Here is a 21,629-nt window from a genome sequence, read left to right as displayed (position 1 = left end):
ATGACCGAAGAAACCGGAACCACTAAACCTCCCGAAGGAAATGAGTGAGATGAAACTATTCCCTACCTAGAAAGATTAAAAATCCTCCACACCAAAACCGAAAAAGAGTGAAAAAAACTCCCTGACACCTCCAACCGTAAGCCCAGAATTGCTTTAAGGCTAAAAAACCTCGAAGGTTGTCTCAAAGCCTATGAACCCGAATACATAGAACTCCCCACTGTCGAAGTCTTCCGCACCAGAATTAGAGGAGAAGAGGAAGGCTACCAGAAAGTAATCGGCTATCAAAATATCATCCAAATAGTGGAAAAATACCTTCGTAGTTATCACTTTGCCAAAAGAAATAACACCCCACCTCCAGCCCAGTTAATGATTATGCTTTTAGGAGAACCAGGACTCGGAAAAACTTATATTAGCCAAGCCATAGCCCGAGCATTAGGCAGAGGATTACATATAATCGGCATGAACGGCAAATTAAATGCTTCTTTAATTACGGGAACTAACATTGAAAACCCTGGAGCCGAACCCGGAGAAGTATTGAAAGCCATCAGCCGTTATGAAGACCGAGCTTGTGTGATTGTTTTTGACGAGATTGAAAAGGCTGCCCGAGAATGTAAAGAAGCTGCCGGGATACCTACTGATATCACTAATAATAAAAACTACCGAGACACTTTTTTAGATTTCCCTACTCCCACTAATGAATGTATCTTTATCAGCACCGTGAACCGTCCCGAAGATGTCCCTAGTTTCGTGGCTGATAGATTTGCCATCCGAGTAGAAGTGTTGCCTCTTGGTTATTTGGAAAGGTTGGAAGTAGTGAGGGTGGTTTTACAGTCTGAATTAAAAAAGCTCAACAATGCTTTCCAAAGAATTTACGGCAAGAATTGACAAGAGATTTATCACCTTTTCAACCAAGAAGAACTCTTAAAGAAAACTCTCACTTGAACTTTCTCTATCCGAGGAGCCAAGAATAATATTTTACTGAAACTAATCCCTACTCTGATTAGTGATTTCTTGGAGCCTGAAAGCCCTCTAACCGAGGACCCCATAAACTATGATTGAGACTTTTTACAAAGGGAAGGCAAAGACGAGAATTGTCCTTATGCCAAAGATATTAGGAATAATCACAAAGTTAATTGTATGTGTTTTATTAAAAACTTAAACTTGGCTTCTGGTTGAGAGGAGAATATGGGAGGAGAGTATTATGAGTAATTTAGAGCAAACTAATGAAATAACTGAAAAAGACATCAATACGAGAAAGGAACTGTGGGACAGTCTTTTTCTTTTCGTGGATTTCTCTCGCATGAAAGACCAGTATCCTAATATGTGAAATAAAGACTATAAACTTTTGCCCTTGCCTAAAACTTACCAAGAAATTAAGACTAAATTCACCAACTATTGCCAAGAATTAAATGGAAAAGTAGAAGGATTAATCAACTCTTTTGCTGGTTATTTTGAAGAGAATATTTACCCAGTTTTGGAAAGCCCCGAAGGAGACAAAACTCTGCTATTCCGATGTAAAAGACTACTCAACAACAAAATCATTGGTGAAAGCAGCAGTCTTTTCCTAGATTTACTTATCTTTGAAAGAGAATATCTCGGCAAAGTAGAAGCCAAGAAAGTTTGAGAAGGATTTAATGAGGTTATTTTCTTTGAAGAGGAAAGATTACAAGAATTAATTGAGGCTGATATTGAAAAACTAAAAGAGGGAAGAACTAACCTCAATATCTCTTGGGTATTTTACCGAAAATGACTTAACCTCATCGAACAAAAAGGCACTGATACTGCCCGAGGGATTTGGCAGGCTTTAAAAGGTTTTCTTAAAGATTGAGAGGCAGGAAAATTAGGGGAAAGTGAATGAAAACAATCTTTAAAAAACATGGAACAAGCAAGGGATAGATTATTTGACTTAGGCTCCGAGAGTATTAGTGATGGTTTACCTTTCTTACAACTGGGATTTATTAAGAAAGACACTCATGAGGGATTAGAAATAACTTGCCAAAATAGAAAAGGTTTTAATTTGAATAATCCTTATTTATTTGTGGTGAATTTTCACCAGAAAAGTGTGAGGGTTTATGTTTTGGAAAAATATGAGATGGTTGACCCGAAGAGATTGTATATAAGGATTTGAATGAGGGAAGATTGAGTTTGGAGGGAATTGCCGTGAGTGGTAAATGCTTATGGGGCTTTTAAGAGTGATAGTCATCCGATTTATTGGGGGAGGAATTTACCAGCTGGATAAGATTATTACTCTTTTTTCCTAGTAAAGTATCAGATTAAGGTTGCTATGAGGGTTATTATTGCTATACTGCCAAGAATTCAAGGGAAATAATTTGTTTTGCTCTCTCTCTCTCTCTCTTGTGTTGTTGAGTTAGTGGTTGATTTATTTGATTTTGTTTGATTTGAGGGTTGAGATTGATTGGAGATTTGACAGTTCTTTTTATGTTCTATTGGTCTAACATCACCATAGTCATTTTTCTTTACTGTGACACCACAATTTCGGCATATTTCGTCAGGACTATAAGAAATTATACCTAATCCTGTTGGTGCATATTCATTGTGAACATCTCCAACCTGCTTAATATGACATTTCATTTCTCCTATATCAGAAATTATTTCATTTAGTTTTTTTAAGTCTTCTTGTAGTTGTCTTTTTTTCTTTATTTCTCATCCTTCGGCTTCGGTCAGTAATTTTTCCTTTGCTTCTTTATATTTACTAGCATTACAGATAATACAGTTAAAATCATCATTTTTATACTCTCTTCATTTTTTTCTTATGTTTTCTTCTTTTTTTACTCTTGCTTTATAACAATTTTCACATAAACTTTTCTCATCAACAGTATAATAAACAGACCAGTCGGGAAATTGATAATTACAGTTATCACACTTTTTAATTTCTTCACTCATAATATAATAATTTTTTGACATATCACCAAATTTACTAATTCAATACTAACAATTTTTATATTTTATAACTAAAATATAATATATGCCAACAAAACCAACAGGAGTAGTCAACTTAAAAGAAAAAGATAGATTATGCTTTCCTTTTTGCTCTGATTTGAGTAATAAAGAGATTCACGGTGTAGACTTGGATGACCAAATAAATATCAAATGAGCCTTATTTAGATTAAGACAACTCCCCGATATGTTTGGAGGACCAGGAGGAATTAAAGACACTGAAATACTTATTCCTGGTTCCTATTTCGTTGAAAAAGTTAAACCTGATGATTGAACCAGTTTGCTAACCAAAAGTGAGCAGTATGATGTTTTTGTTGCTCCGAGTAATTACTATGAGGATAAATGTCTGTTCAAAACTTGAAGACAAGAATTAACTATTAATTTACCTAATGAGCTAATCGAACAACCACACTTATATAAGCATTCTACTTTTCAGTTTTACCATTTAAAAAATGTCATCTTTTTTAATAATCTTGCTTACATGAATATTGACGAGAACAGCAAAATCAGAGCTATCGTAGATATTTCAGTTTCTCCTGCTGGGACTTATTTTGTTTTTCAATCAGGAGAAATTCCTTTTAAGTGAAAGTTAGATGTCAGACAAGGAATAGTGACTTGAAATTTAGTTCGAGATACCATCGATGCCGTTCAAAATACAGTCAAAAGTATAGGCTCTGGTATCTTAAAAGCACTTTCTTTGGGAGCAATTGATGCCAGCAAAACCAAAAAGCCCATGGAAAAATTAACCAAAGATTTAATGACTGGCAAGGATGGTTTTAAAAGTATGGGTCTAGATAGAGAAAAGATTAACAAAACACAAGAATTACAAACTCAACGATTATTTACTAGCACTTCTTTAACAGGAGAAAGTATGTTAGAACCATCGGTATTTCACTCTAACTCAGTTCAGTTTCCTTATAATTTATATGATTTTGCTTTACGCTCTTTTACTCCTCGATATGAAGCAAGGATTTACATTAGCAAGACACTATTTAACAATCTCAAACACAACAATAACGAAAATCCCATCACCTATCCACTAAATATCACTTTTGAAAAACTCGGACACATTCTCCGACCAGGTTTCATTCAAGGCAGATTAGATTTAGATTACGACCCAGGAGGCAAAATGGCAGAGTGTTTTGCTCGGGGTGTCACATTCTATAATGACAAAAAAGAACATTTTGTTAATCCTGATTTGGGAATTGCCCCTGTCAATAGTCAAGTGGTTAGGTCAGGAATAGGAATTGATTCCTACACAGCCCAAGCCATCCAATCAGGAGATGAATCCTGAACCAATGAAATCAATCGAACCAAAGGCTCAAACTATCACCAAAGAGCTCATTATTTCATTACCTATGAAGATGGTTCAAAAGACCATTGATGTGTCAAATTCCCTACTTCATTTACCGATAATGATTTAGCTGATGGACATAGCCGAGGGGGATTTGATTTGAAGTTTAATAAACCTGTCAAAGAATTCATAGATGTATACTCTTGTATCGGCTGTGGAGCATCAGGCAAAAAAGGTGAAACTGCCCCTGAACAAATTAACCGAGATATTCCTGGTTATGGTTTTGCCAATGACTTAGATTTTCATGGAGACAATTTAGACCATATCATAAAAGGAATACCATGAGACCCTTATTTTGAATGACTGACAACTACCCATGCTTCTACTACTAATTCAGCTGGTTGGTGTCCTGGTTCTACTGGTGATGTCTGAGAATTCACGGGACAATATATTCGTGGTAAAGATAATAAACCATTCACCGAAGCATACGGTTTCATCCCCCAAGGTGGCACGATAAGATGAACAACCAAAGGAGGAGGTAGCACCAGACTAGAATGACAAAAACAACCTAGTCGTGATGATTTCGATGCTTTGGATTGAAGTCCACCAGCAGGCTCAGGTGGAGAATTGGAAATACCCCTTTCTGACCCCGAAATAAACATCCCCGAACCAGGAGAAGGAGACATTGTCCCTGATAATGACTTTCCCGAAGTTGACCCTTTTGACCCAAGTGGAGGTGAACCAGAAATACCACCAATCGAGCCAGATATCCCTCCGGACATTGACCCAGCTGACCCAGATGAGTTTCCAGACATTGACCCTCCTTCAATCGAACCTGACCCACCCGAAGTTGACCCAAGTGAACCTGACCCAGGACAAGACCCAGACCCAACAGATGTTGACCCGGGAGATAATGACCCAGGAGGAGATGATGAAGATGGAGATTAAAAAAATTATTTCTGATATGTCAGCCTAAATTCTAAGAACAATAACCCTCCTAGGATTAATCAGCATCCTAATTTATTTCCTAACTAGAAAAAAACAATAACTTTCTCAACATTTCCCTAAACAAAAAACATTCACCTATAAATACCCTCACCCAATAAAAACCAGCAAAAACATAAAGGGAAATATAAGGCAAGGGTCGACAAAACCCAACTAACTTTACCCATTCAATTCTCCTCTTTAGTGCTGTTTTTGCTTAGATACCTTATCGTGTCAAGTCTAATTACATCCCTTTTAAGTCTTGTAAAATACTAGACTTGGAGAGGTGTTTTTCTAACTGGAACACTAAGAACAGAACTCATCCTAAAAAACCTTTTTTTCTTAGGATAACATTTTAGAAAGTTTCAGAGTGTGTAAACTAATCATCCTTGACATGGAAAACCTAAGCATTTTTATAACACTTTTACCCTTTCACTATAAATTATGTGGATAGTTTTTTTACTGTGCTTTTTGTTATACTTTTCCTTAATAAAGGTTATTTCTTAGTTGAGGCTTGAACTCCTTTTATTTGTTCTAAAAATCAATCTCTCCCCCGATAATCTCGAAACCTCAACATTCCTTCTTTTAATAACTTCACTCACTTCTTAACTATTTCTTCCTTCTTCCGTAAACGACAGTTTTTTAATTTAGATTTAGCCACTTCCTCTCAATCAAAGCAAAAATTAATGAGAGTGCTATCAGTCTGCTTAGTGTTTTTGGTGAAATGTAGTAAAGCATATTTCTTATGAACTTTCCTGTCTCCCAGTTCACAGAAAAAGAAGTCTTGAACAGAGTAAACTATCCGATACTTTTTCATTTGGTCTTCATCAATCATGAAATCATCTCAATTTACTGTGCTAGGGTTTATTTTCTCTTCTAAGGCTCGGGAGTGAGCATCATATTCACCTTCAATTAAGTTCAAGTAAAGTAATCATTCCACACCATTTTCATCCTTGACCACTTCCAACACACCCGAATTATCCCCTTTAACTTTCTTTTCCTCTGCCAACTTCCGGAGTTTATGAATATTCTTAAACACATCCAAAAACCAAGCTGAGAATAAATAAGGATTGGCTAAAAAGGTGATTTTGGTGGTGAGAGGCAACTTCTTGCCGTCCTTGCCCTTCCGACCTTTTAGGCTGTCAATGAGGTCTTTGAACATCCACTGTTCCGTTCTGCCACCGACATATAAAAATTCTTGGTCAATAGGAATTGCCTCTTCAAAGACAATTTCTTGGTAGACAGTTCTGGCTATGGCTCCTCTTGCTCTCTGATAACTAAACAAATCATAAAAGTCTATTCTTTTAGCTCCTTGGTAGAAGAGACCTCGTTCTTTGATTTCAAAATGGTTTCGGTTAAGTCCTGTTTCCTCACAAAACTTTGCTACTAGGTCTTCAAAAAAAGGCTTGGTGGAAAGTAAACTATCATGTCACCTTCTCCGAATTCAAGCAAAACGGAAATTAGTGTCTTTGGTTATGGCTTCCAGGAATGACCAGCCTTTGGTGTCGGACTTGCCTCTCTTTCGGCTTGTGAAGTAGATGTGAAAAAGTGGAGAGAGTTTATAAATGGATTTTCAGTTGATTAGTTTAGTCATGGTCTTCCTCCTCTGGTTCAGGTTCACAAAAACATTGTTCCTCTCCACAGTTTTCACAGAGTTCACGGCAAATAGTTGGACAAACACAGTTGAACTCATTACAGTATTCACAATGAGGCTCATACCACTCTGTGTCTTCTAAATCTTTCTTACCCAAAAAATAAACCAACCAAGCATCTAATTCATGAGGGCTTATCTTTTGACCCTTTCAACTTCAGCCTTTGCCTCTACCTTTGGCAAACTCTAAGCCATCTATTTTCCTAATTCCTTTCAATAACTTATCTTTGAGGGATTTGACTTGGTTTACCGGAACAGTCCTAATCTCTTCAATCCTAGGAAAAACATGCTTCAAACATTCAATCCCTCCAAAGAGTTTAAGTAAGGCTGTCATATCTTTTCCTCTCAGACTGATAAAATTCGTGTGTTCGTAAAGCAAAATATTAGGTCGGTATACTTTCACTAAAGAAGCAATAAAATCATAGTGTTTTTGTCATTCCTTTCCTTGATAGTGATTAAATCTTTCCTGCTTGCCATTCCGAAAATAAATTCCTGTGGTTCCTGTCCCTGAGGGGTCAATACTTAATATTCTATTCATGGTTTAAAAATTTTTCCTTTACATATACGGCCAACAAGGCCAGCGGGGGAAGGATTTGCTGACGCTGAAGTCAGGATTTATCCTTACCCCGCTGGGTAAGTGATATCTCACAGACAACCAGCCAGTCAGCATCTCCGTCCCGCTAGTGCCTTGGGTGGGTTTATTTTTTTTTAATTTACCAAGTAAATTATTTTTTCTTGGATAGTTCATAATGCTTACTTTTTGCCTTGGGGATAGAAGTCTAAAACTTGTTTGTTGGTGATTCATTTTCGGTATTTAAAGACTAAATTCTGGCCTAAGATTTTCATGTGGCTGATTTGGTTTCATTTGTCCTCAGTTAGATTTTCCTTTCTGGCTTGGAGAGTTTCTTTGGTGTGGCCACCTCCAAGTTTGAGGACATAATAAGTTTGACCTTTGTTTTTGCCTGTTTTCTGTTTTTTGTCGGAGATTTCTGTGATGGAGCCAAAGAGGGAATAAGTGGTGTAGTTTTGGTCAGTTTCCTCAGTGTAGTAGGAATTGATTTTTTTGGTGAGTTCACTGAGTAAGTTGGATTGGATTTTAGTGGTTGGTGTGCCGAGTTTTTGGATTAGGTGTTGGTGGATTTGTTCTCGGTCAGTTATTTTCTTGCTTTCAAGTTGGTTTCAAAAGTTCATATGTTCTTTTTTAGCATTCTTGTTTTTCCTTTGTGATAAAGGTTTTGTTGACCTATCAGCAAAATAAACCGAGCAATAAAAACCTGCCAAATTTTTCTCTTTCTCGGCTCACTTTCTTATTATTATTTCTTTCATAGTCTTATCAAAGATAATCCTCTTTCAGAAATAACACTGTAACATAACCTCTGCTTTATAAAAAGAAAATAAACAAAAGAAAAAGGGGAAAAATGGCAGGCTTAAGGTAAGTTTATTTATTTCATAAATAATGGGCTTGATTGTTGTGTTGACATGTCAGCAAGAATTAGAGAAAATTCAAGCTTGTTCTTTCCCTGTAGAGTTGGTAAAAAGATTAATAAGAAAAAGGTTGTTCTTTCTCTAGGTAAACTTAATCACTAAAATAAAAAAGCAAGGACTTTGATGGGTCCAATGTTGTCACCTTATTCATGGTGTTGCCTACTGGCATTGCCATAGCTAAACTAGGATGCTTTCGGTTCCATTGGTTCTCAGTCTACTTAAACTAGATTATTGGCAGATTAAGTGGTTTCAAAGAGACTGGTTTCTTTTAGGTCTGACCAGCAAAAGACCATTAATTAACTCTTTCGAGCAGCTTTTCATTTGGCTTTTCTTTCGGTTGGGGTCATGGCTCGACCCAGAGGACTTTTATAGGCTCCGGGTCTTTTCTTAACTAAGCCCAAGAGTTCTTTTTCTTGTTTGGTGAGTGGTTGACCTTGGCTGAGTTTTTTCTTGGCTCGTTCAGTTTTTTTTCTTTCGGCTTCACTGGTTCACTTTTTTGGTCGGCCTCCTTGGTGGCCTCAATCTACTCACTCGTCATAATCATAATACTCTAAATGGGAAGGCTTGTTGTAGCCTGATAAAGTTGGGTCATCAAATGTTTCTCTCCTTTTTTCATAATCTCTTTTGCTGAGCCGAGTATAAACTTCATCACCACCCCGAATCGTGATGGTTCGACCTTGTCTTTGGAGTTGGGGTTTACGACCTCTCATGCTACTTTCTCTGACCTCCGGGCTTGCTGTTTTTGTAAAGACGGTTTACGGACACTTTTAGGCTAAGTTCAGGTTTTTTATTTAAGCTTTGTATGGTGGATACTTTTAGGCTTTTTTGTTGAAACTTAAAGGGAACGTTAAGCATGTTTACTCCTCCATTTACCGTTAATTTTCTCTACTTCATCTTTGGCTGTGAAAGTGAAGATTACTTCATTTTGCCTAGGTAAATCTTTTCGGTAGTAAGTAATTCAAGTAGGTGCTTCTTGGTCTTTATAGAAAGCTCTGATTTTCTTTTCATAGAGAGTGAAAGATACTCAGCCATTTTCTAGCATAAATCCTTGGCTACCGAAGTGGCCTTGGAATTGTCGGGATTCGGGGATTTCGTTTCAATACTCTCCCTGTTGGTATGCTAGGGTATTTAGGAGATAGTGGTATCTGAATTTAAGCATGAGCTCCTCCTTTTCATAGTTTACTATAATCCGAATACAAATAAGCAAAATCATTGTGAATATAAGTCTCCGTAGTTTGGACACTACTGTGACCCAAGAGTTTTTGAATAGTCATTAACTGAGCTCCTTTTTGGTAGAGGAGAGTGGCAAAGGACCTTCGAAAGGTGTGAGGAGTTATTCTTTTAGGGATATTAGCTTGGGTAGTTCTTTCTTTGAGGAGCCAACGAATATATTCTGCTTTCATGGGATTGCCTCGTTGGTTGGTAAATAAGTAATCTTGCTTGGTAGGGTTAAATTTGGTTATTAAGAACTCAGGTAAGAGAACATAACGGACTTTATTACCTTTGCCGTGGACTTTCAGTTGATTGCCTTGTCAGTGGTGGTGTTGGATATTGGTTAACTCGTTAATCCTTAGTCCCGAGTAGAATAAGAAATCTAAGATTAGGTTGTTTCTTTGGTGGATTTGTTTATTTTTCTCTACTCGGGCTTGCTTAATTAGGGCTAATTCAGTTTCATTTATGGTGTCAAAGAATTTCTTTTGAACTGAAGGGATTAGACGGGCAATTTTCTCTCACTCTATTTGGAGTTGCTTGAATTTGAGGTAGGAATTGAGAGCATACTGTTTGGTTTTGAGAGTTTTTGGTTCATAGGCTTTTTGGTTTTTTAGGAAGTATTCTTTAACATTGGCTGTGTTCAGTTGTTGAGGAAACTGTTGGAGAGTTTGCTGATAGAGCCTGATGGTGTTGGGGGAAAGGTTTTTGTCTTGGAGGTATTGGGTGTATTCTTGGTGGTTATTCATGGCTATTTTTGGTTGATGGGCTTGCTTGGTGGCTCAGTAGGTGGTTCAGTTCATTATTCTTTACCTCCGATAAAAAATAAGGGTAATCAAAGATTATTCATTAGTGGTTTACCTCCTTTTCTTGTTGAGGGATTTCCTCTCAATTCACTAGATAATAATAACCTCTCACATTTCGGCAAAAGAAAATGAGTGGTTTCTTAGAGTATTGTCTTTGTTGGATAGCTTCCCAGATAGTTGAGTTGGCTAGCTTTTCTTTGAAGACCTGAATAGTTTTCTTAGTTTGGTCGGATTGGATTATTTTCAGTCGGTAGTATTCTTGACCAGCATATTTACTTGTGGGTGAAGGCTTGGTTAGGGTTTTAGAGTGAATGGTTCCGTAGAATTGGTAAATATATTCGTGTCTTTTATTAGTCATGGGTTTCCTCCTTTTGGCTTTCTTGGTGGGCAAGATGAAGAATTATTTTTTCTTGGTAGTATTGGTGGAGTTTCTTTTGTCAGATTTGGAGACATTTTGAGCAAGGTTGGTTTCCTTCTTCATGGATTTCTAAGAGTTGGAAGGTGGAAAAACAATCTAGGCAAGTTTGCTTTAAGATTAGTTCGGTTTTAGTCATGGTGACTCCTTTCGCAAGATGGACAGAGGTTTTTAAATATCCTTTTGAGGGGCTTTTCTTTTTTACACTTTCAGCAATCTTTATTAAAGAGCCAGTAAGTTAAGCAAAATAAGCCGAGAGTGTTGAGGATAGTTAAGGTAAGGATTAACATGTTGACCTCCTTTTTTGTTTGATTTCCTTTTGTAAGTAGTGGATTAATCTTTGATACCTTTTATAGTTAATTCTTTTGAATTTGGTTGTGGGATTGATGATTTCTAACTTAATTACTTCGATTTTTGGTTTTTTAATTATTGGTTTAGGTTTAAGTCAGTTGGTTAGTTTAGTTCAAAGATTATTCATGGGAGACCTCCTTGGCTTCGGGCATTTTTGGTTCTTTGAGTTCTTCTGTGTCTTCTCCTTCTATTAATTCGGGGCAATTATAATAATCATCAATTGTTTCACTGGTGATTAGTTTGTGAGTGATGTCTCTAACAATTACTCCTAATCAGTGTCAGTTTTTTTTGAGGGGTTTGAATTCTATGTCATTGGAGGTGTCCCACCAAAAGGAGAAGTTGTCTTCTTTGAGGTCTTGTTCTGTGAAGGGTTGACTACATTGGGAACAATCTAATTCCCTTAGGTAGTTATGGATATTTATGTCTCGGTAGTTAGTGGAGGCTCCCATTATTGGTTGGCCTCCTTTCTTTGAATGGCTTTAATTCTTCTTTCAGTGTCTTCTAATTCAGAGGCTATTCTTTCTAAATAACTTTCTGGAGTAAAGTTCGTGTGTTTTAATAACTCTTGCTGATAGTTGGAATACCGAGCATTTTTGGTTAGTAAATAGGCTTGGAGGTATTGGTGTCCTAGTTTACTTATTTTTTCTAATTTCTCTAAGGCTCTATTTTTACTAAAAAGGAAGTCTGTTTTTTGTTGCCATTCTTGTTTTTGTTCAAGGGTGAAAGAGAGGAGGGGTTGAATTTGTTTACGGAGAGATTGGATGGTTAATTCTGGTGGGTCTTTTATGATTTGGTAATCTTGACAGGTGAAACTGGGTCGAGAGTTGTTGCTTTGGCTTCATTTTCCTGTTAATTTTACTTCACTTCCTTTAGAGATGGTGGGTTTATAGTGTCCTTTTTGGTCTTTGAATATGATGGGGATTTCTTGTTCCAAGTTGGGAAACTTAAAAAAGCCATAATAATAAGGCTCTGTTCTGGTTTCTCTGGTTTCTATACGGGAAGTTAGGGTTCCTGTGATTATTTGTTGGTCTAACTTGGAGCCACCAACACTGCTCTTTTCAGTTGTATTTTGGTTTACTTTTGTTTCTTTCATATCTATTTGGCTATAGATAAGTGAGCTAGTAGAAAAAAGTTCTGATTATAAAAATATAATATATTATGAAAAAAAAATTTTTTAAGTTAGATTTGCAATTTTTCGCTCAAAAAAAAGCCGGTGGTTCAGCAAAAACTAATCGTAATCATGATTCAAATTCTAAAAGACGTGGTATTAAAGAACATGATGGAAATAAAGTAGAATCGGGAGCAATAATTCGCAAGCAGTTAGGAAGTGAAGTACATCCTGGAAAAAACGTATATTGCAGCAAAAAAGATCGAACTCTCCATGCACAAATAAAAGGAACAGTAAAATATTACACAAAAGTTATGTATAAAGGTATCAAAAAAATTCGAAAGGAATTGACTTTTGTTAAAATTATTTAGGGCAGGATAGCTCAGTCGGTTAGAGCAGACGACTCATATTCGTCAGGTCGGAGGTTCGAATCCTCTTCCTGCTACCATAAATTTTGTCTTTCATTTTGCTTTACTAATTTAAATGCTGGTGATGCTGGTGAAGTTTAGAACTTATTTTTTTTTTTTTTTGTGATAACATAAATAATAAAGACAAAAAAACTTAAACCAATAATAATTCCGCTGACTATCAAAGCCGTTTTTAAATTTTTTCCTGATCCTTTTTGTGATTCTACATTATTAGTTTGATCAGAATTAGAGGCAATTTTGTCAGAATTATCATTTTTCGGTGGCGTTTTAGCAGGTTCATATGTTTGATTGCTGTTTTGGTTTTTCTTTTCGGATAAGGAAGCAAAAACATAATTATCACTATTAGAAAAATGCAAGGTGTTTGAGTCATTAAAATAAAACTTTTTAACTTCCATGGTAAAAGTTTTCCGGCACTCTCGGGTAATATACTTGAATTATATAATTCGCTTTCAGTCAGGTCTTTAACATTCGGGTCGCCGGGTCCCGGTGAGGGGTTTTCCTTAGTGATAAATTTAAATTCTAGGCAAGTAATTGGTGGTAAATTTTCTATTCCCAATGAAAAAGGTTCAATTTCTAGTTTACCACGAAAACTTCCTCACTGATTTTCCTTTTCTTTGGTTCATTTAATTGCTTTAAAAGTGATTTGGCTCGGTTCTGGTCTAGCACGTTTTGATTCATTTCCAACAATTTTTTCCACTTGGTTAGTATCTTTAATTACTAATCCATGAAAAGTAGTATTTTTTACTTTATAAAAATTAGATTTAAACCTTAAATTTTCAGCCGGAGTAGCAAAAATATGATAATAAGTTTCGTCCTTATCGACAAGTTCTTTAATTTGTTGAGCCAAAGTTGAATCATTAGGAACCAAAAGTAAACAATTAGGATTTTCAAAAGTCAAAAATTCACCTGCCATCATCCAAAAAAGCAAATATTCTTGACCTTTTTCTTGATAAGTAGCAAAATTAATCGGCTCTTGAATAAAACTAGGGTTAAAATAAATTTTCATGTTTACTTAATTTTTTAACATTATTTATCAGACTGATTATTAGTTTGCTGGCTATTCTCGCTCCCTTTTCCGATATTTCGTAAACCTTCCATTAATTCTTTTCGCTTGAAAAGTAGCATGAAAATAAACCAAATGAGAAAAATCACCAAGGCAATTTTCACCACAATTTCAAAAATTTTAGAAACAATATAAGCAATAACAAAAATCAGGATAATAAAGAGTAAAAGTGCTGGTCAATTTGTTCTTAAAAAGACCCTTAAACTATCCCAACTAGGCTCATTAAGTAATTCACCGAAACCTTTTGCTAAATTTTTTAATCAATTAAACATTTTTTCTATTAAAAGTTTTAACTTTGCCGTAGGTTATTTTGTAAAGATAGAGACCAGCCGCAGGAGCCAGTATTTGGTATTTTAAGTTTTTTTGCTTAGGGTAATTTAATTTTTCTTGTAGTTTTTCAATAGTTTGTTTTCCCTCATAGCACTTAATGCTTTCACCAATCATGGCCCGAATTTGATAGCGTAAAAAACTGCGAGCAATTACACTAATTACTAATAATTCTTTGTTCTTTCAACACCTTATTTTCTCAATAGTGCGAACAGTAGCAGTTTTATCCTGGTCTTTCTGACGACAGAAGGAAAAATTAAAAAAATCATGTTTTCCTTGGAAAATAGTTAAAATATTAATGAGTTTTTTGGTATCCAGGGGCAAATTATATTCTCAGCAGTATTTTTTTGCAAAAACATTATATTTCCCGGTATTGATATAATAACGATATTCTTTTTTGCTTACATTTCTAATTGGATGAAACTCTTTTTTTACTTGACGAACACTTTTGACTAGAATGTGTTCTTGTAAAGATTTGGCTAGAATTCGCTTTAACTTTTGACAAGAAAGAAAAAAAGGCAAGCGAAAAGTAAATTTTTGGTTGAGAGCATGAACGCCTTTGTCAGTACGACTAGTTGCTAAAATGCTAATTTTTATCTGACAAGATTGGTTTATTTTAAAATTTTTGCTTAAAATCTCCTCAATATAGCCTTGGACAGTAAACTGCTGTGGTTGCTTGGCTCAACCAAAGAAGTCACTACCATCATAAGAAACTGTGACTAAATAAAAATACGATTCTTTTTCTTTTTTCTCCATTAAGAAAATTTAAATCAAAATCCTAATCTTTGCCGAATTTCATAAAAAATAAATAATATGAAAGTCTACTAACTTCACTTTATCATAATGGGGTGTCGTCTAATAGCAGGACAACAGTCTTTGACACTGTAAACTCTGGCGCAATACCAGACACCCCAGCCAAATAAGTTAGAATGAAAAAATTTGCTGGCAAAACATTATCAGAACGACTTTTTTTGAATTTTTAGCCTTTAATTATGGTTCTGAATTTGATTTTATTAGGAAGTTTCATGCTAATGTTCAACAACAATGGTAACTGTTTTTCGGGCAGTAGTTAATTCTGCTACTTTTTCTTTTCATTGGTCACGATTATTTTTATCCAGAGAATTCCAAGCCTCGTCTAAAATTACAATTTGGCTTTTTCTTACTGGGTCAAAGGAAGTATAATTATTTTTCAGTAGAATTTCTTCTAATTCTTGAATTTGTTTTTCTCCCTCAGATCCTTCTTTAAGTAAAGTTTGATTAGAAGCATAAGCGATTTGCTTGCGTCAGTGAATTAAGTCTAATTGCTTCAAATCATAGTGATTATTAATAATAATTTGCCCTTTTTGGGGCTCCACTAGTCCTAAAATAAGCAAAATAATGGTAGATTTGCCAAAACCATTTCGTCCTTCAATTTTGGTGATTTTACCAGCAATGAATTCTTGATTGATATTTTGTAAAAGATATCTTTTTTGATTAGGATAATGGAAATAAATATTCCGTAATTCAATTTTTTCAATTGGTTCGGTAAGGTGAATTTTAGAAATCTTTTTTTTTGTTGGTGGCATAGTTGCGTGGTAAAAATTAGCCAAGCGTTGACTTGAAGTCAAAACAGTTGGTAAGCCACGCATTGCTACCAAAACACTTTTTAATTGTCGAAGGACATTTTCCGTTAACACACTCGCTTGGATATCTAAAGTAAAAGCAAATAAAATTATCACCATTGCCCGGGGCAATAAATAATTAGGGTAAACTCCGTTAGCCACAAACAAAAATTTATCTTTTTCTCTTTTTTTGATATTTTTGTGCATTGTCAGTTTAATTTCTTTTAAAAAAACTGGACTTAATTCTTTTTTTTTCAGTAGTTCAATATTATCGAGTAAATTATCAATTTTTTGGCTTTCTTGGTCGAGAGATTGCTTAAACTTTTTTTCTTTTTTTACTAATAATCATTGTAAGAAGATAACCAAAAGCAGAGTAAAAATAATTGCTCCTAATAAAATCAAAATACCCCTTGTTTTTGTTTTACTTTTTAGACCACTAATTAGTAAAGCGGTGGTTAGCATTGTATCTGCCGTTTGATAAAAAATTTGGTTAAAGTCTTGCCCTTTGGCTCCACCCGCAAAAGAATAACTGAGTAAAGGAATATCTAATAAAAGAATATTTCGTAATTTACTTTTTATTACTTGTGTTTCTAAATAAGGAAGTTGAATATAACGAGTAAGCGAATCTTGGATCAAATGCTCCCGAATTTTGTCTTCCAAAGTTCAGCCAATATACATATGAAGATAAGATAGATGTGTCTGTACCAAAACTGCCAGCAAATAAGCAATGACAAAACTACGAAAATCTAGTTGGTAAGTTCCTCACGGTAAAGAAAAAGGATAAGTTTTATTTTTAACAATTTCTCAATTTTCCGCAAAACTTTTGCCAATAGTTATGCCTTCAAAAACTTGTAAACTAGTGGTCAGCAAAAAAATTTTTCCTAAGAGAGCAATGCCGGCTGCTATTCAATGGGCCAAAACCCACCAACGTAATTTTTTTTGAATAAGCCGAAAAACAAAAATTTTATTGAGACCAAAAAGAAACAAGCAACCCAAAAGGAAAACAAAGACCACGGCTAAAACGAAATTCATTTTCTTTTGCCAAAGTTTCGGCTTTTTATTTGCTGACTCGGGCTGCCTCCCATATTAATAAATTTTTACTAATTAGGTGTTTAATATTACACTAAAAAAACTCGCTTAAATTTCTTTAAAATATTTATCGTGCTCGCTATGAGAATATTGATTGTAATGTAAAACTAATTATATGACGGAATGAGCCGAGAAAATTGAGGGATTAATGAAAGAAGACTTAAATAGGCTAGAAACTAATTTAAGAAAAATTCGTAGCAATCAAATTTCTTTGGAAGCAATTGAAGAATTAACCATTGAACAACAAGGAAAAAAACAAAAAATTGAACAATTAGCCACCTTGAAGATTAATCCTGAAAGACAACTAGTTGTTCACGTTTTTGAACCAAAAAAAATCCAAGTAATTAACAAAGCAATCTTAGAATCTGAATTAGGCTATCAGCAAGTCAAAATGGAGAAAGATGAAATTTGTTTTTCTCTTCCCCCAATGACCGGAGAAACTCGCCAGCAATTAATTAAAAATGTTGGGAAAAAAATTGAACAAGGAAAAATTGATTTGCGCGCCAGTCGCAAAAAAGTTCTGAAAGAGATTGACAATTTAATGAAAAAGAAAGAATTATCTAAAAATGAACAAAAATTAGCCGAAAAAGAAATTGAAAAAGTTAATGAGAAGTATTTAAAAAAAATTCAAGAACTCCAAAAAAAGAAAGAAAAAGAATTGACTCTGTAATTTAAAGATAAAAAATACTTATATTATCTCTGGGAGCGTGCCCGAGCGGCCAAAGGGGCCGGCCTGGAAAGTCGGCGGTAATATTACCACGAAGGTTCAAATCCTTTCGCTTCCGCCATATAATTCACAAGGTCGATAAAAACATTAAAATTTTAAGTAATGACGAGTTCAAAAAAAGAAAAACGTGATATCCTTTTTGAAGTATCAGTTAAAAATGCTTCGGATGGTAGCATTCAACATCTTAAAAATTATATCCAGTTAGAAATTGAATGACAAGGAAATGAATCAGTTTCTTTTGACAAAATTTTAGAGAGAGGAAGAATAGTTTGATTTATGTCAAAAAAGAGGTGAAACTACCGTTTTTTAATCAAAAAATTTAAACTAAAAAAAGGCTGATTTAGAGATAAAGTAATCGACTACCAACTGGAACCAATTCAAGATGAGATAAGTGAAAAAATCACTGTGGCGTGAGGATATAAAGTTTCTGCTTCTCACCAAATTAGATGAGGAAATGTTGTAGCGTTAACTGCTTTGATTTTTATTCTACTTCTTTTCACTGCTATTTTCTTTTGTCTACGACGAAGAAAAAAATAAAAATATTGATATTTAAATGTATATACCTTGAAATTGGCTAAAAAGCCACCTTATTTTTCCTGATAATTCTCAACCACAAAAAATTGTTGAAAAATTGACTGAATTAGGGCTAGAAACTGAAATAGTGGGACAAAATTGACAATTTACTCCTTTACCAAACCGCTTAGACCTTTTTTCTTGGTGAGGAATTGCCCAAGAAATAAACATTTTATTAAATTATCCTTTAAGTTTACCATTAACAAGCCAACAAAAACTAAATAATTTAATTGAGCAAGAAGCAAACTGAGGCAAAATTATTATTAATACTCCTCATTGCTCCCAGATTCAACTAGTTTTGATTAAAAATATCAAAATTGTTCCTTCGCCACAATGGATAAAAGACTATTTGGCTAGTAATAACATTGACCCAATCAACAATAGTGTTGATATTGCCAATTTGGTAATGCTTGAAACTGGTCAGCCTTTACATATTTATGATTATGATAAACTGACCAGCAAGGAAATTACCATTCGGCAAGCACTTGAAAAAGAAGAAATAATTATCCTTTCAGGAAAAACCTTTTCCCTAAGTATGGAGGATATGGTAATTTCTGCTGACCGACAAGCAATAAGTTTAGCAGGAGTTAGCGGAAGCCAAGCCACGGCAGTAAATAACCAAACTGTAAATATCCTAATTGAAAGTGCTCTCTTTGCTCCTTATGCTATCAAAAAAACTAGTCAGCGTTTAGCATTTTCCACCCAGGCTAGTCAATATTTTAGTAAAAAATATAATTTGCCTTTTGGCAATTATGCTTTAAATCGAGCAATTGAATTAGTTAAAGAAATTTTTCCAGGAAGCGAAAAAGAACAGGTAATTAGTTGAACAAAAAAACAACAAAATAAAAAAACTATCACCATCAGCCAAGAATTTATTGAAAAAAAGTTAGGAGTAAAATTAAAATCAGAAAAGTTAGAAGAAATTTTAAATCGTTTACATTTTCCTTTCAAAAAGGTCAATAAAACTTAAAAAAAATATGAATTCATAAATAATTAAACTTTTCTAATTATCATTCTCACTAATTTTCCAAAAAAATTAAGACGATTTTCATCATCTTTCAAATTCTTTGTATTCTTTAGAATTAATAATTATTTGGTGAATTTCTTCGGTCAGTTGAGCGTGGTCTTTTACTCATTCAGGATATTTAGGCTTGGTTAATTTAAGTGGATCAGTGGGGTCATTTCTTTCTCCCTCTCCACTACTTTCGCACTGGGTTAATATTATTCCTCCTTTGCCCATTTCATAATGGTCAATATTTTTTACTTCTTGAACCGCATGGGCTAATTCGTGAGCAATGGTTTCAATTAGTTCATTAAAGCCTATGGGTAAAATATCACGTCCAATTACTTCACCTTTGGAATTTCTGCTGATTTTAGAGACAAATCTGTCCATGCTACCATTTTTTCCGTTATTCAGTAAATACAATTGGTTAAGCTTGATTATTATCGGTAAACGAGTTATTTTATCGCCTAGGGTAGTTATGCCCTCATTTTCCGGGAGTCCACAATTGCCCATTTCGGATATTCTACTGTTTCCTTTGGGTTCAATATAAAAATTTCCAAAGCCTTTAAAATCAACCTCGGATCGGGATAATCCTTTTTTGGTTAAAAAGCGGTAAAAGAAAGTTTTAATAAAATCATTAAAGCGAGCATTAACTTCACGGTCTTGGTCTAACTTGAAAGTTATTTCTACTCAATTCTTTTGAATTTTATGTAATTTTTCGTCGTCAGCGATTTCTTTATGTATAACTCTTCAATATTCACCAATTTGGTTTTTAATGTCTGAAAATTCCTTTCAGGCTTGCTGGAATTCTTTTTCTAACTTTTCGGTCTTTTCGTTTTTTTGCTCCCAGTTGGGAATTTTTGGTGGCTCATCACGTTTATAACTACCTTCACCCTCTTTTAACGTATTATTAAGACACTTGGCTAAATAAATCTTGTTATGTTCAGTATCTTTCTTTAATTGTTGAATTACCTTTTCAAAATCCTTAATTTGTTGGTTATTTTGTTTCGTAGAATGATTTTTATTTCAATGACGATAAACAAGATAAGCCCCGCCGCCTAAACCAACTAATAACAAAATACCAATTATTCACTTAAAAATCTTTCGCATATTAAATTTTTATTAACTTTTTTCAGCATTCTTGATATTTTTGATTGAGAAATTGACTTAATTCCTGTTCCTGGCAAGAAAAGCGAAGTTGCTCTCTGCTGTCTCTTTCCCTAACTGTTATTGTTTCATCATTTAGAGTTTGGTCGTCTACTGTCAAACAATAATAAGTGCCAATGGCATCTTGATAATGGTAACTTTTGCCAATGCTATCAGTTTCTTCATAAATTACGGAAAAATTAATTTCGGTTAACAATTTTTGGTAAATTTGTTTTGCTTTTTCTCGTAAAGATTTTTTTCAAGGAATAACGGCCACAAAATAAGGGGCTAAAAGAGGATATAATTTTAATACTTCTCTTTTTTTTTCTCCTTTTGAATTTTCTATTGTTTCTTCTTGGTAAGCATCCTCTAAAATGGCTAACATTAACCGTTCTACTCCAAAAGATACTTCAATGACATGAGGAGTTATTCCTTCTACTTTTAATTTTTCTCCTGATTTTTCGCTATGATTTTTTAAGTCGTAATCTCCACGATCGCTAATGCTACATAATTCTCCGGGACCAAAATGATATTGAAAATATAAATCAGTAGTTTTCTTAGCATAGTGCGGTAATTCTTCTTGGTCTAGTGCTTTTTTTTGGGCTTTATTTTTATCATTAAGCAAACTAGTTAAGAAATTTCAGGCTTTTTGGTTTCAGTATTCTCACCATTTTTCTTTTTCTTCAAGAGAGCAAAAAAATTCTAACTCCATTTGTTCGAATTCTCGGGTGCGAAAAATGCCATGGTGGAGAGTAATTTCATTGCGAAAACTTTTCCCAATTTGTCCCACCCCAAAAGGTAATTTTTTCCGAATGCTTATTTGAATTGCTGAAAAATTAATAAATATTCCTTGGCAAGTTTCAGGACGCAAATAAACTAGATTTTTTTTTTCTTGGTTGGTTATTTGTAAATCACTACTTAAAAGCAAATTAAATTGCCGTGGGTTGGTGAATTTATTTTTGTCGCAGGAAGGACAATTTTGCGAAATAGAAAATTCTTGCTTGTTTTCCTGAGCCAAAAAACTAGTAAATTCCTCAGCCGTAATTAACTTATCTAAGCGATGCCTTTTTTGGCAATTAGAGCATTCTACTAGTCAATCATAAAAATTTTTTAAATGTCCTGAGGCTTCTAATACTCGTGGGTGAGTAAGGATTAGACTATCTGAGCCTACATTATAAGGTTGAAAGGTAACGAAGCATTTTCATCATAGATCCTTTAATTTTCTTTTCAATTCAGTGCTGTTTGGTCCACAATCCCAAGATTTCGCTAGTCCTTGATAAATTTCTGCACTAGGAAAGAAAAAGCCATAATGCTTGAGATAACTAGTAATGTCTTTGGCTTCATTCATTTCTTTATAGATAAATTTTTAAGTCTTTTTTCTTAAATGTCTTATAAAAATTCTTCTAAAATT

At 34.5% G+C, this 21,629-nt stretch carries 26 protein-coding genes and 2 tRNA genes (1 of these 28 only partly in view); 9 read left to right on the top strand and 19 right to left on the bottom strand.

From position 1 onward, the window contains the following. Together GvMRE_RS00550 and GvMRE_RS00545 are read left to right on the top strand one after the other, a co-directional pair. Positions 1–1,209, top strand: partial view of an AAA family ATPase gene (locus tag GvMRE_RS00550; RefSeq protein WP_147409364.1) — the 3' portion only. Its footprint begins 258 nt before the window's first position; 1,209 of the gene's 1,467 nt are visible here — the last part of the coding sequence; its start codon lies off the left edge, out of view; it ends in the stop codon at positions 1,207–1,209. Next, positions 1,202–2,239: a hypothetical protein gene (locus GvMRE_RS00545; protein WP_147409362.1), complete on the top strand. Its 1,038-nt coding sequence runs from the start codon at positions 1,202–1,204 to the stop codon at positions 2,237–2,239. Before GvMRE_RS00550 ends, GvMRE_RS00545 begins: the two co-directional genes overlap by 8 nt. A gap of 5 nt (positions 2,240–2,244) precedes the next feature. Here the strand turns inward: GvMRE_RS00545 and GvMRE_RS00540 are convergent, their stop codons facing one another. Continuing rightward, positions 2,245–2,904, bottom strand: coding sequence for a hypothetical protein (locus GvMRE_RS00540; RefSeq protein ID WP_147409360.1), 660 nt, complete (start codon positions 2,902–2,904; stop codon positions 2,245–2,247). An 82-nt stretch (positions 2,905–2,986) separates the two neighbouring features. Between GvMRE_RS00540 and GvMRE_RS00535 the strand changes: the two genes are divergently transcribed. After that, positions 2,987–5,200 (top strand): hypothetical protein, encoded by a 2,214-nt coding sequence (locus GvMRE_RS00535; protein WP_147409359.1) that lies wholly within the window; start codon positions 2,987–2,989, stop codon positions 5,198–5,200. 532 nt (positions 5,201–5,732) lie between these two features. On the opposite strand, the gene GvMRE_RS00530 is transcribed toward GvMRE_RS00535, so the two are convergent. From GvMRE_RS00530 to GvMRE_RS00475, 12 genes are all read right to left on the bottom strand, one after another. Then, positions 5,733–6,830, bottom strand: a complete 1,098-nt coding sequence (locus GvMRE_RS00530) for a hypothetical protein (protein WP_147409351.1) — start codon at positions 6,828–6,830, stop codon at positions 5,733–5,735. Continuing rightward, positions 6,823–7,425: a hypothetical protein gene (locus GvMRE_RS00525; protein ID WP_147409349.1), complete on the bottom strand. Its 603-nt coding sequence runs from the start codon at positions 7,423–7,425 to the stop codon at positions 6,823–6,825. The genes GvMRE_RS00530 and GvMRE_RS00525 overlap by 8 nt, the downstream gene beginning before the upstream one ends. An 18-nt stretch (positions 7,426–7,443) precedes the next feature. Further along, positions 7,444–7,635: a hypothetical protein gene (locus tag GvMRE_RS00520; protein ID WP_147409347.1), complete on the bottom strand. Its 192-nt coding sequence runs from the start codon at positions 7,633–7,635 to the stop codon at positions 7,444–7,446. A 5-nt stretch (positions 7,636–7,640) separates the two neighbouring features. Further along, positions 7,641–8,213 carry a hypothetical protein gene (locus GvMRE_RS00515; protein WP_147409345.1) on the bottom strand — a complete coding sequence of 191 codons (573 nt, stop codon included), beginning with the start codon at positions 8,211–8,213 and terminating at the stop codon, positions 7,641–7,643. 455 nt (positions 8,214–8,668) lie between these two features. Next, entirely contained in the window at positions 8,669–9,082 is a 414-nt protein-coding gene (locus GvMRE_RS00510; RefSeq protein WP_147409343.1) for a hypothetical protein, read from the bottom strand. Positions 9,083–9,219: 137 nt separating this feature from the next. Further along, the gene (locus tag GvMRE_RS00505; RefSeq protein ID WP_147409340.1) at positions 9,220–9,531 is read right to left on the bottom strand and encodes a hypothetical protein; all 312 of its coding nucleotides are present in this window, start codon (positions 9,529–9,531) and stop codon (positions 9,220–9,222) included. Next, the gene (locus GvMRE_RS00500) at positions 9,524–10,384 is read right to left on the bottom strand and encodes a tyrosine-type recombinase/integrase (protein WP_147409338.1); all 861 of its coding nucleotides are present in this window, start codon (positions 10,382–10,384) and stop codon (positions 9,524–9,526) included. The genes GvMRE_RS00505 and GvMRE_RS00500 overlap by 8 nt, the downstream gene beginning before the upstream one ends. 46 nt (positions 10,385–10,430) lie before the next feature. Further along, positions 10,431–10,745, bottom strand: a complete 315-nt coding sequence (locus GvMRE_RS00495) for a hypothetical protein (RefSeq protein ID WP_147409336.1) — start codon at positions 10,743–10,745, stop codon at positions 10,431–10,433. Beyond that, on the bottom strand, positions 10,738–10,941 hold the full coding sequence (locus tag GvMRE_RS00490) for a hypothetical protein (protein WP_147409334.1): 204 nt from the start codon (positions 10,939–10,941) through the stop codon (positions 10,738–10,740). Before GvMRE_RS00490 ends, GvMRE_RS00495 begins: the two co-directional genes overlap by 8 nt. A 144-nt stretch (positions 10,942–11,085) precedes the next feature. Then, positions 11,086–11,280 carry a hypothetical protein gene (locus GvMRE_RS00485; protein ID WP_147409332.1) on the bottom strand — a complete coding sequence of 65 codons (195 nt, stop codon included), beginning with the start codon at positions 11,278–11,280 and terminating at the stop codon, positions 11,086–11,088. After that, complete coding sequence (locus tag GvMRE_RS00480; protein WP_147409331.1) at positions 11,273–11,602, bottom strand: hypothetical protein; 330 nt, start codon at positions 11,600–11,602, stop codon at positions 11,273–11,275. Before GvMRE_RS00480 ends, GvMRE_RS00485 begins: the two co-directional genes overlap by 8 nt. Continuing rightward, positions 11,602–12,246 (bottom strand): hypothetical protein, encoded by a 645-nt coding sequence (locus GvMRE_RS00475; protein ID WP_147409329.1) that lies wholly within the window; start codon positions 12,244–12,246, stop codon positions 11,602–11,604. The genes GvMRE_RS00480 and GvMRE_RS00475 overlap by 1 nt, the downstream gene beginning before the upstream one ends. A gap of 65 nt (positions 12,247–12,311) precedes the next feature. Here GvMRE_RS00475 and GvMRE_RS00470 point away from each other — a divergent pair, with 65 nt between their 5' ends. Both GvMRE_RS00470 and GvMRE_RS00465 read left to right on the top strand, forming a co-directional pair. Continuing rightward, positions 12,312–12,632: a 50S ribosomal protein L27 gene (locus GvMRE_RS00470; protein WP_147409327.1), complete on the top strand. Its 321-nt coding sequence runs from the start codon at positions 12,312–12,314 to the stop codon at positions 12,630–12,632. Further along, positions 12,633–12,709: transfer RNA gene (locus GvMRE_RS00465), tRNA-Met, on the top strand. It begins immediately after the preceding gene. A 182-nt stretch (positions 12,710–12,891) separates the two neighbouring features. On the opposite strand, the gene GvMRE_RS00460 is transcribed toward GvMRE_RS00465, so the two are convergent. From GvMRE_RS00460 to GvMRE_RS00445, 4 genes are all read right to left on the bottom strand, one after another. Beyond that, positions 12,892–13,695, bottom strand: a complete 804-nt coding sequence (locus tag GvMRE_RS00460) for a hypothetical protein (RefSeq protein WP_147409326.1) — start codon at positions 13,693–13,695, stop codon at positions 12,892–12,894. A gap of 20 nt (positions 13,696–13,715) precedes the next feature. After that, complete coding sequence (locus GvMRE_RS00455) at positions 13,716–14,024, bottom strand: hypothetical protein (RefSeq protein ID WP_147409324.1); 309 nt, start codon at positions 14,022–14,024, stop codon at positions 13,716–13,718. Continuing rightward, entirely contained in the window at positions 14,017–14,835 is an 819-nt protein-coding gene (gene truA / locus GvMRE_RS00450; RefSeq protein WP_147409317.1) for a tRNA pseudouridine(38-40) synthase TruA, read from the bottom strand. The genes GvMRE_RS00455 and truA overlap by 8 nt, the downstream gene beginning before the upstream one ends. A gap of 272 nt (positions 14,836–15,107) precedes the next feature. After that, complete coding sequence (locus tag GvMRE_RS00445; RefSeq protein WP_172575191.1) at positions 15,108–16,598, bottom strand: ATP-binding cassette domain-containing protein; 1,491 nt, start codon at positions 16,596–16,598, stop codon at positions 15,108–15,110. A gap of 286 nt (positions 16,599–16,884) precedes the next feature. Between GvMRE_RS00445 and GvMRE_RS00440 the strand changes: the two genes are divergently transcribed. From GvMRE_RS00440 to GvMRE_RS00425, 4 genes are all read left to right on the top strand, one after another. After that, a complete protein-coding gene (locus tag GvMRE_RS00440; RefSeq protein ID WP_147409313.1) occupies positions 16,885–17,439 on the top strand; it encodes a ribosome-recycling factor in 555 nt (184 codons plus the stop codon). 31 nt (positions 17,440–17,470) lie between these two features. After that, positions 17,471–17,557, top strand: a tRNA-Ser gene (locus GvMRE_RS00435). A gap of 41 nt (positions 17,558–17,598) precedes the next feature. Further along, positions 17,599–18,033, top strand: a complete 435-nt coding sequence (locus tag GvMRE_RS00430) for a hypothetical protein (protein ID WP_147409311.1) — start codon at positions 17,599–17,601, stop codon at positions 18,031–18,033. A 16-nt stretch (positions 18,034–18,049) separates the two neighbouring features. Continuing rightward, positions 18,050–19,039, top strand: coding sequence for a phenylalanine--tRNA ligase beta subunit-related protein (locus GvMRE_RS00425; RefSeq protein WP_147409309.1), 990 nt, complete (start codon positions 18,050–18,052; stop codon positions 19,037–19,039). A 66-nt stretch (positions 19,040–19,105) separates the two neighbouring features. On the opposite strand, the gene GvMRE_RS00420 is transcribed toward GvMRE_RS00425, so the two are convergent. Both GvMRE_RS00420 and GvMRE_RS00415 read right to left on the bottom strand, forming a co-directional pair. After that, positions 19,106–20,182 (bottom strand): hypothetical protein, encoded by a 1,077-nt coding sequence (locus tag GvMRE_RS00420; RefSeq protein WP_147409307.1) that lies wholly within the window; start codon positions 20,180–20,182, stop codon positions 19,106–19,108. A 1-nt stretch (position 20,183) separates the two neighbouring features. Then, the gene (locus tag GvMRE_RS00415) at positions 20,184–21,566 is read right to left on the bottom strand and encodes a glycine--tRNA ligase (RefSeq protein WP_147409305.1); all 1,383 of its coding nucleotides are present in this window, start codon (positions 21,564–21,566) and stop codon (positions 20,184–20,186) included. Positions 21,567–21,629: the final 63 nt, after the last annotated feature.

Source organism: endosymbiont GvMRE of Glomus versiforme (assembly GCF_003546845.1).
The sequence above is the reverse complement of the archived record's forward strand: the minus strand, read 5'-3'. Positions and strand labels throughout refer to the sequence as shown.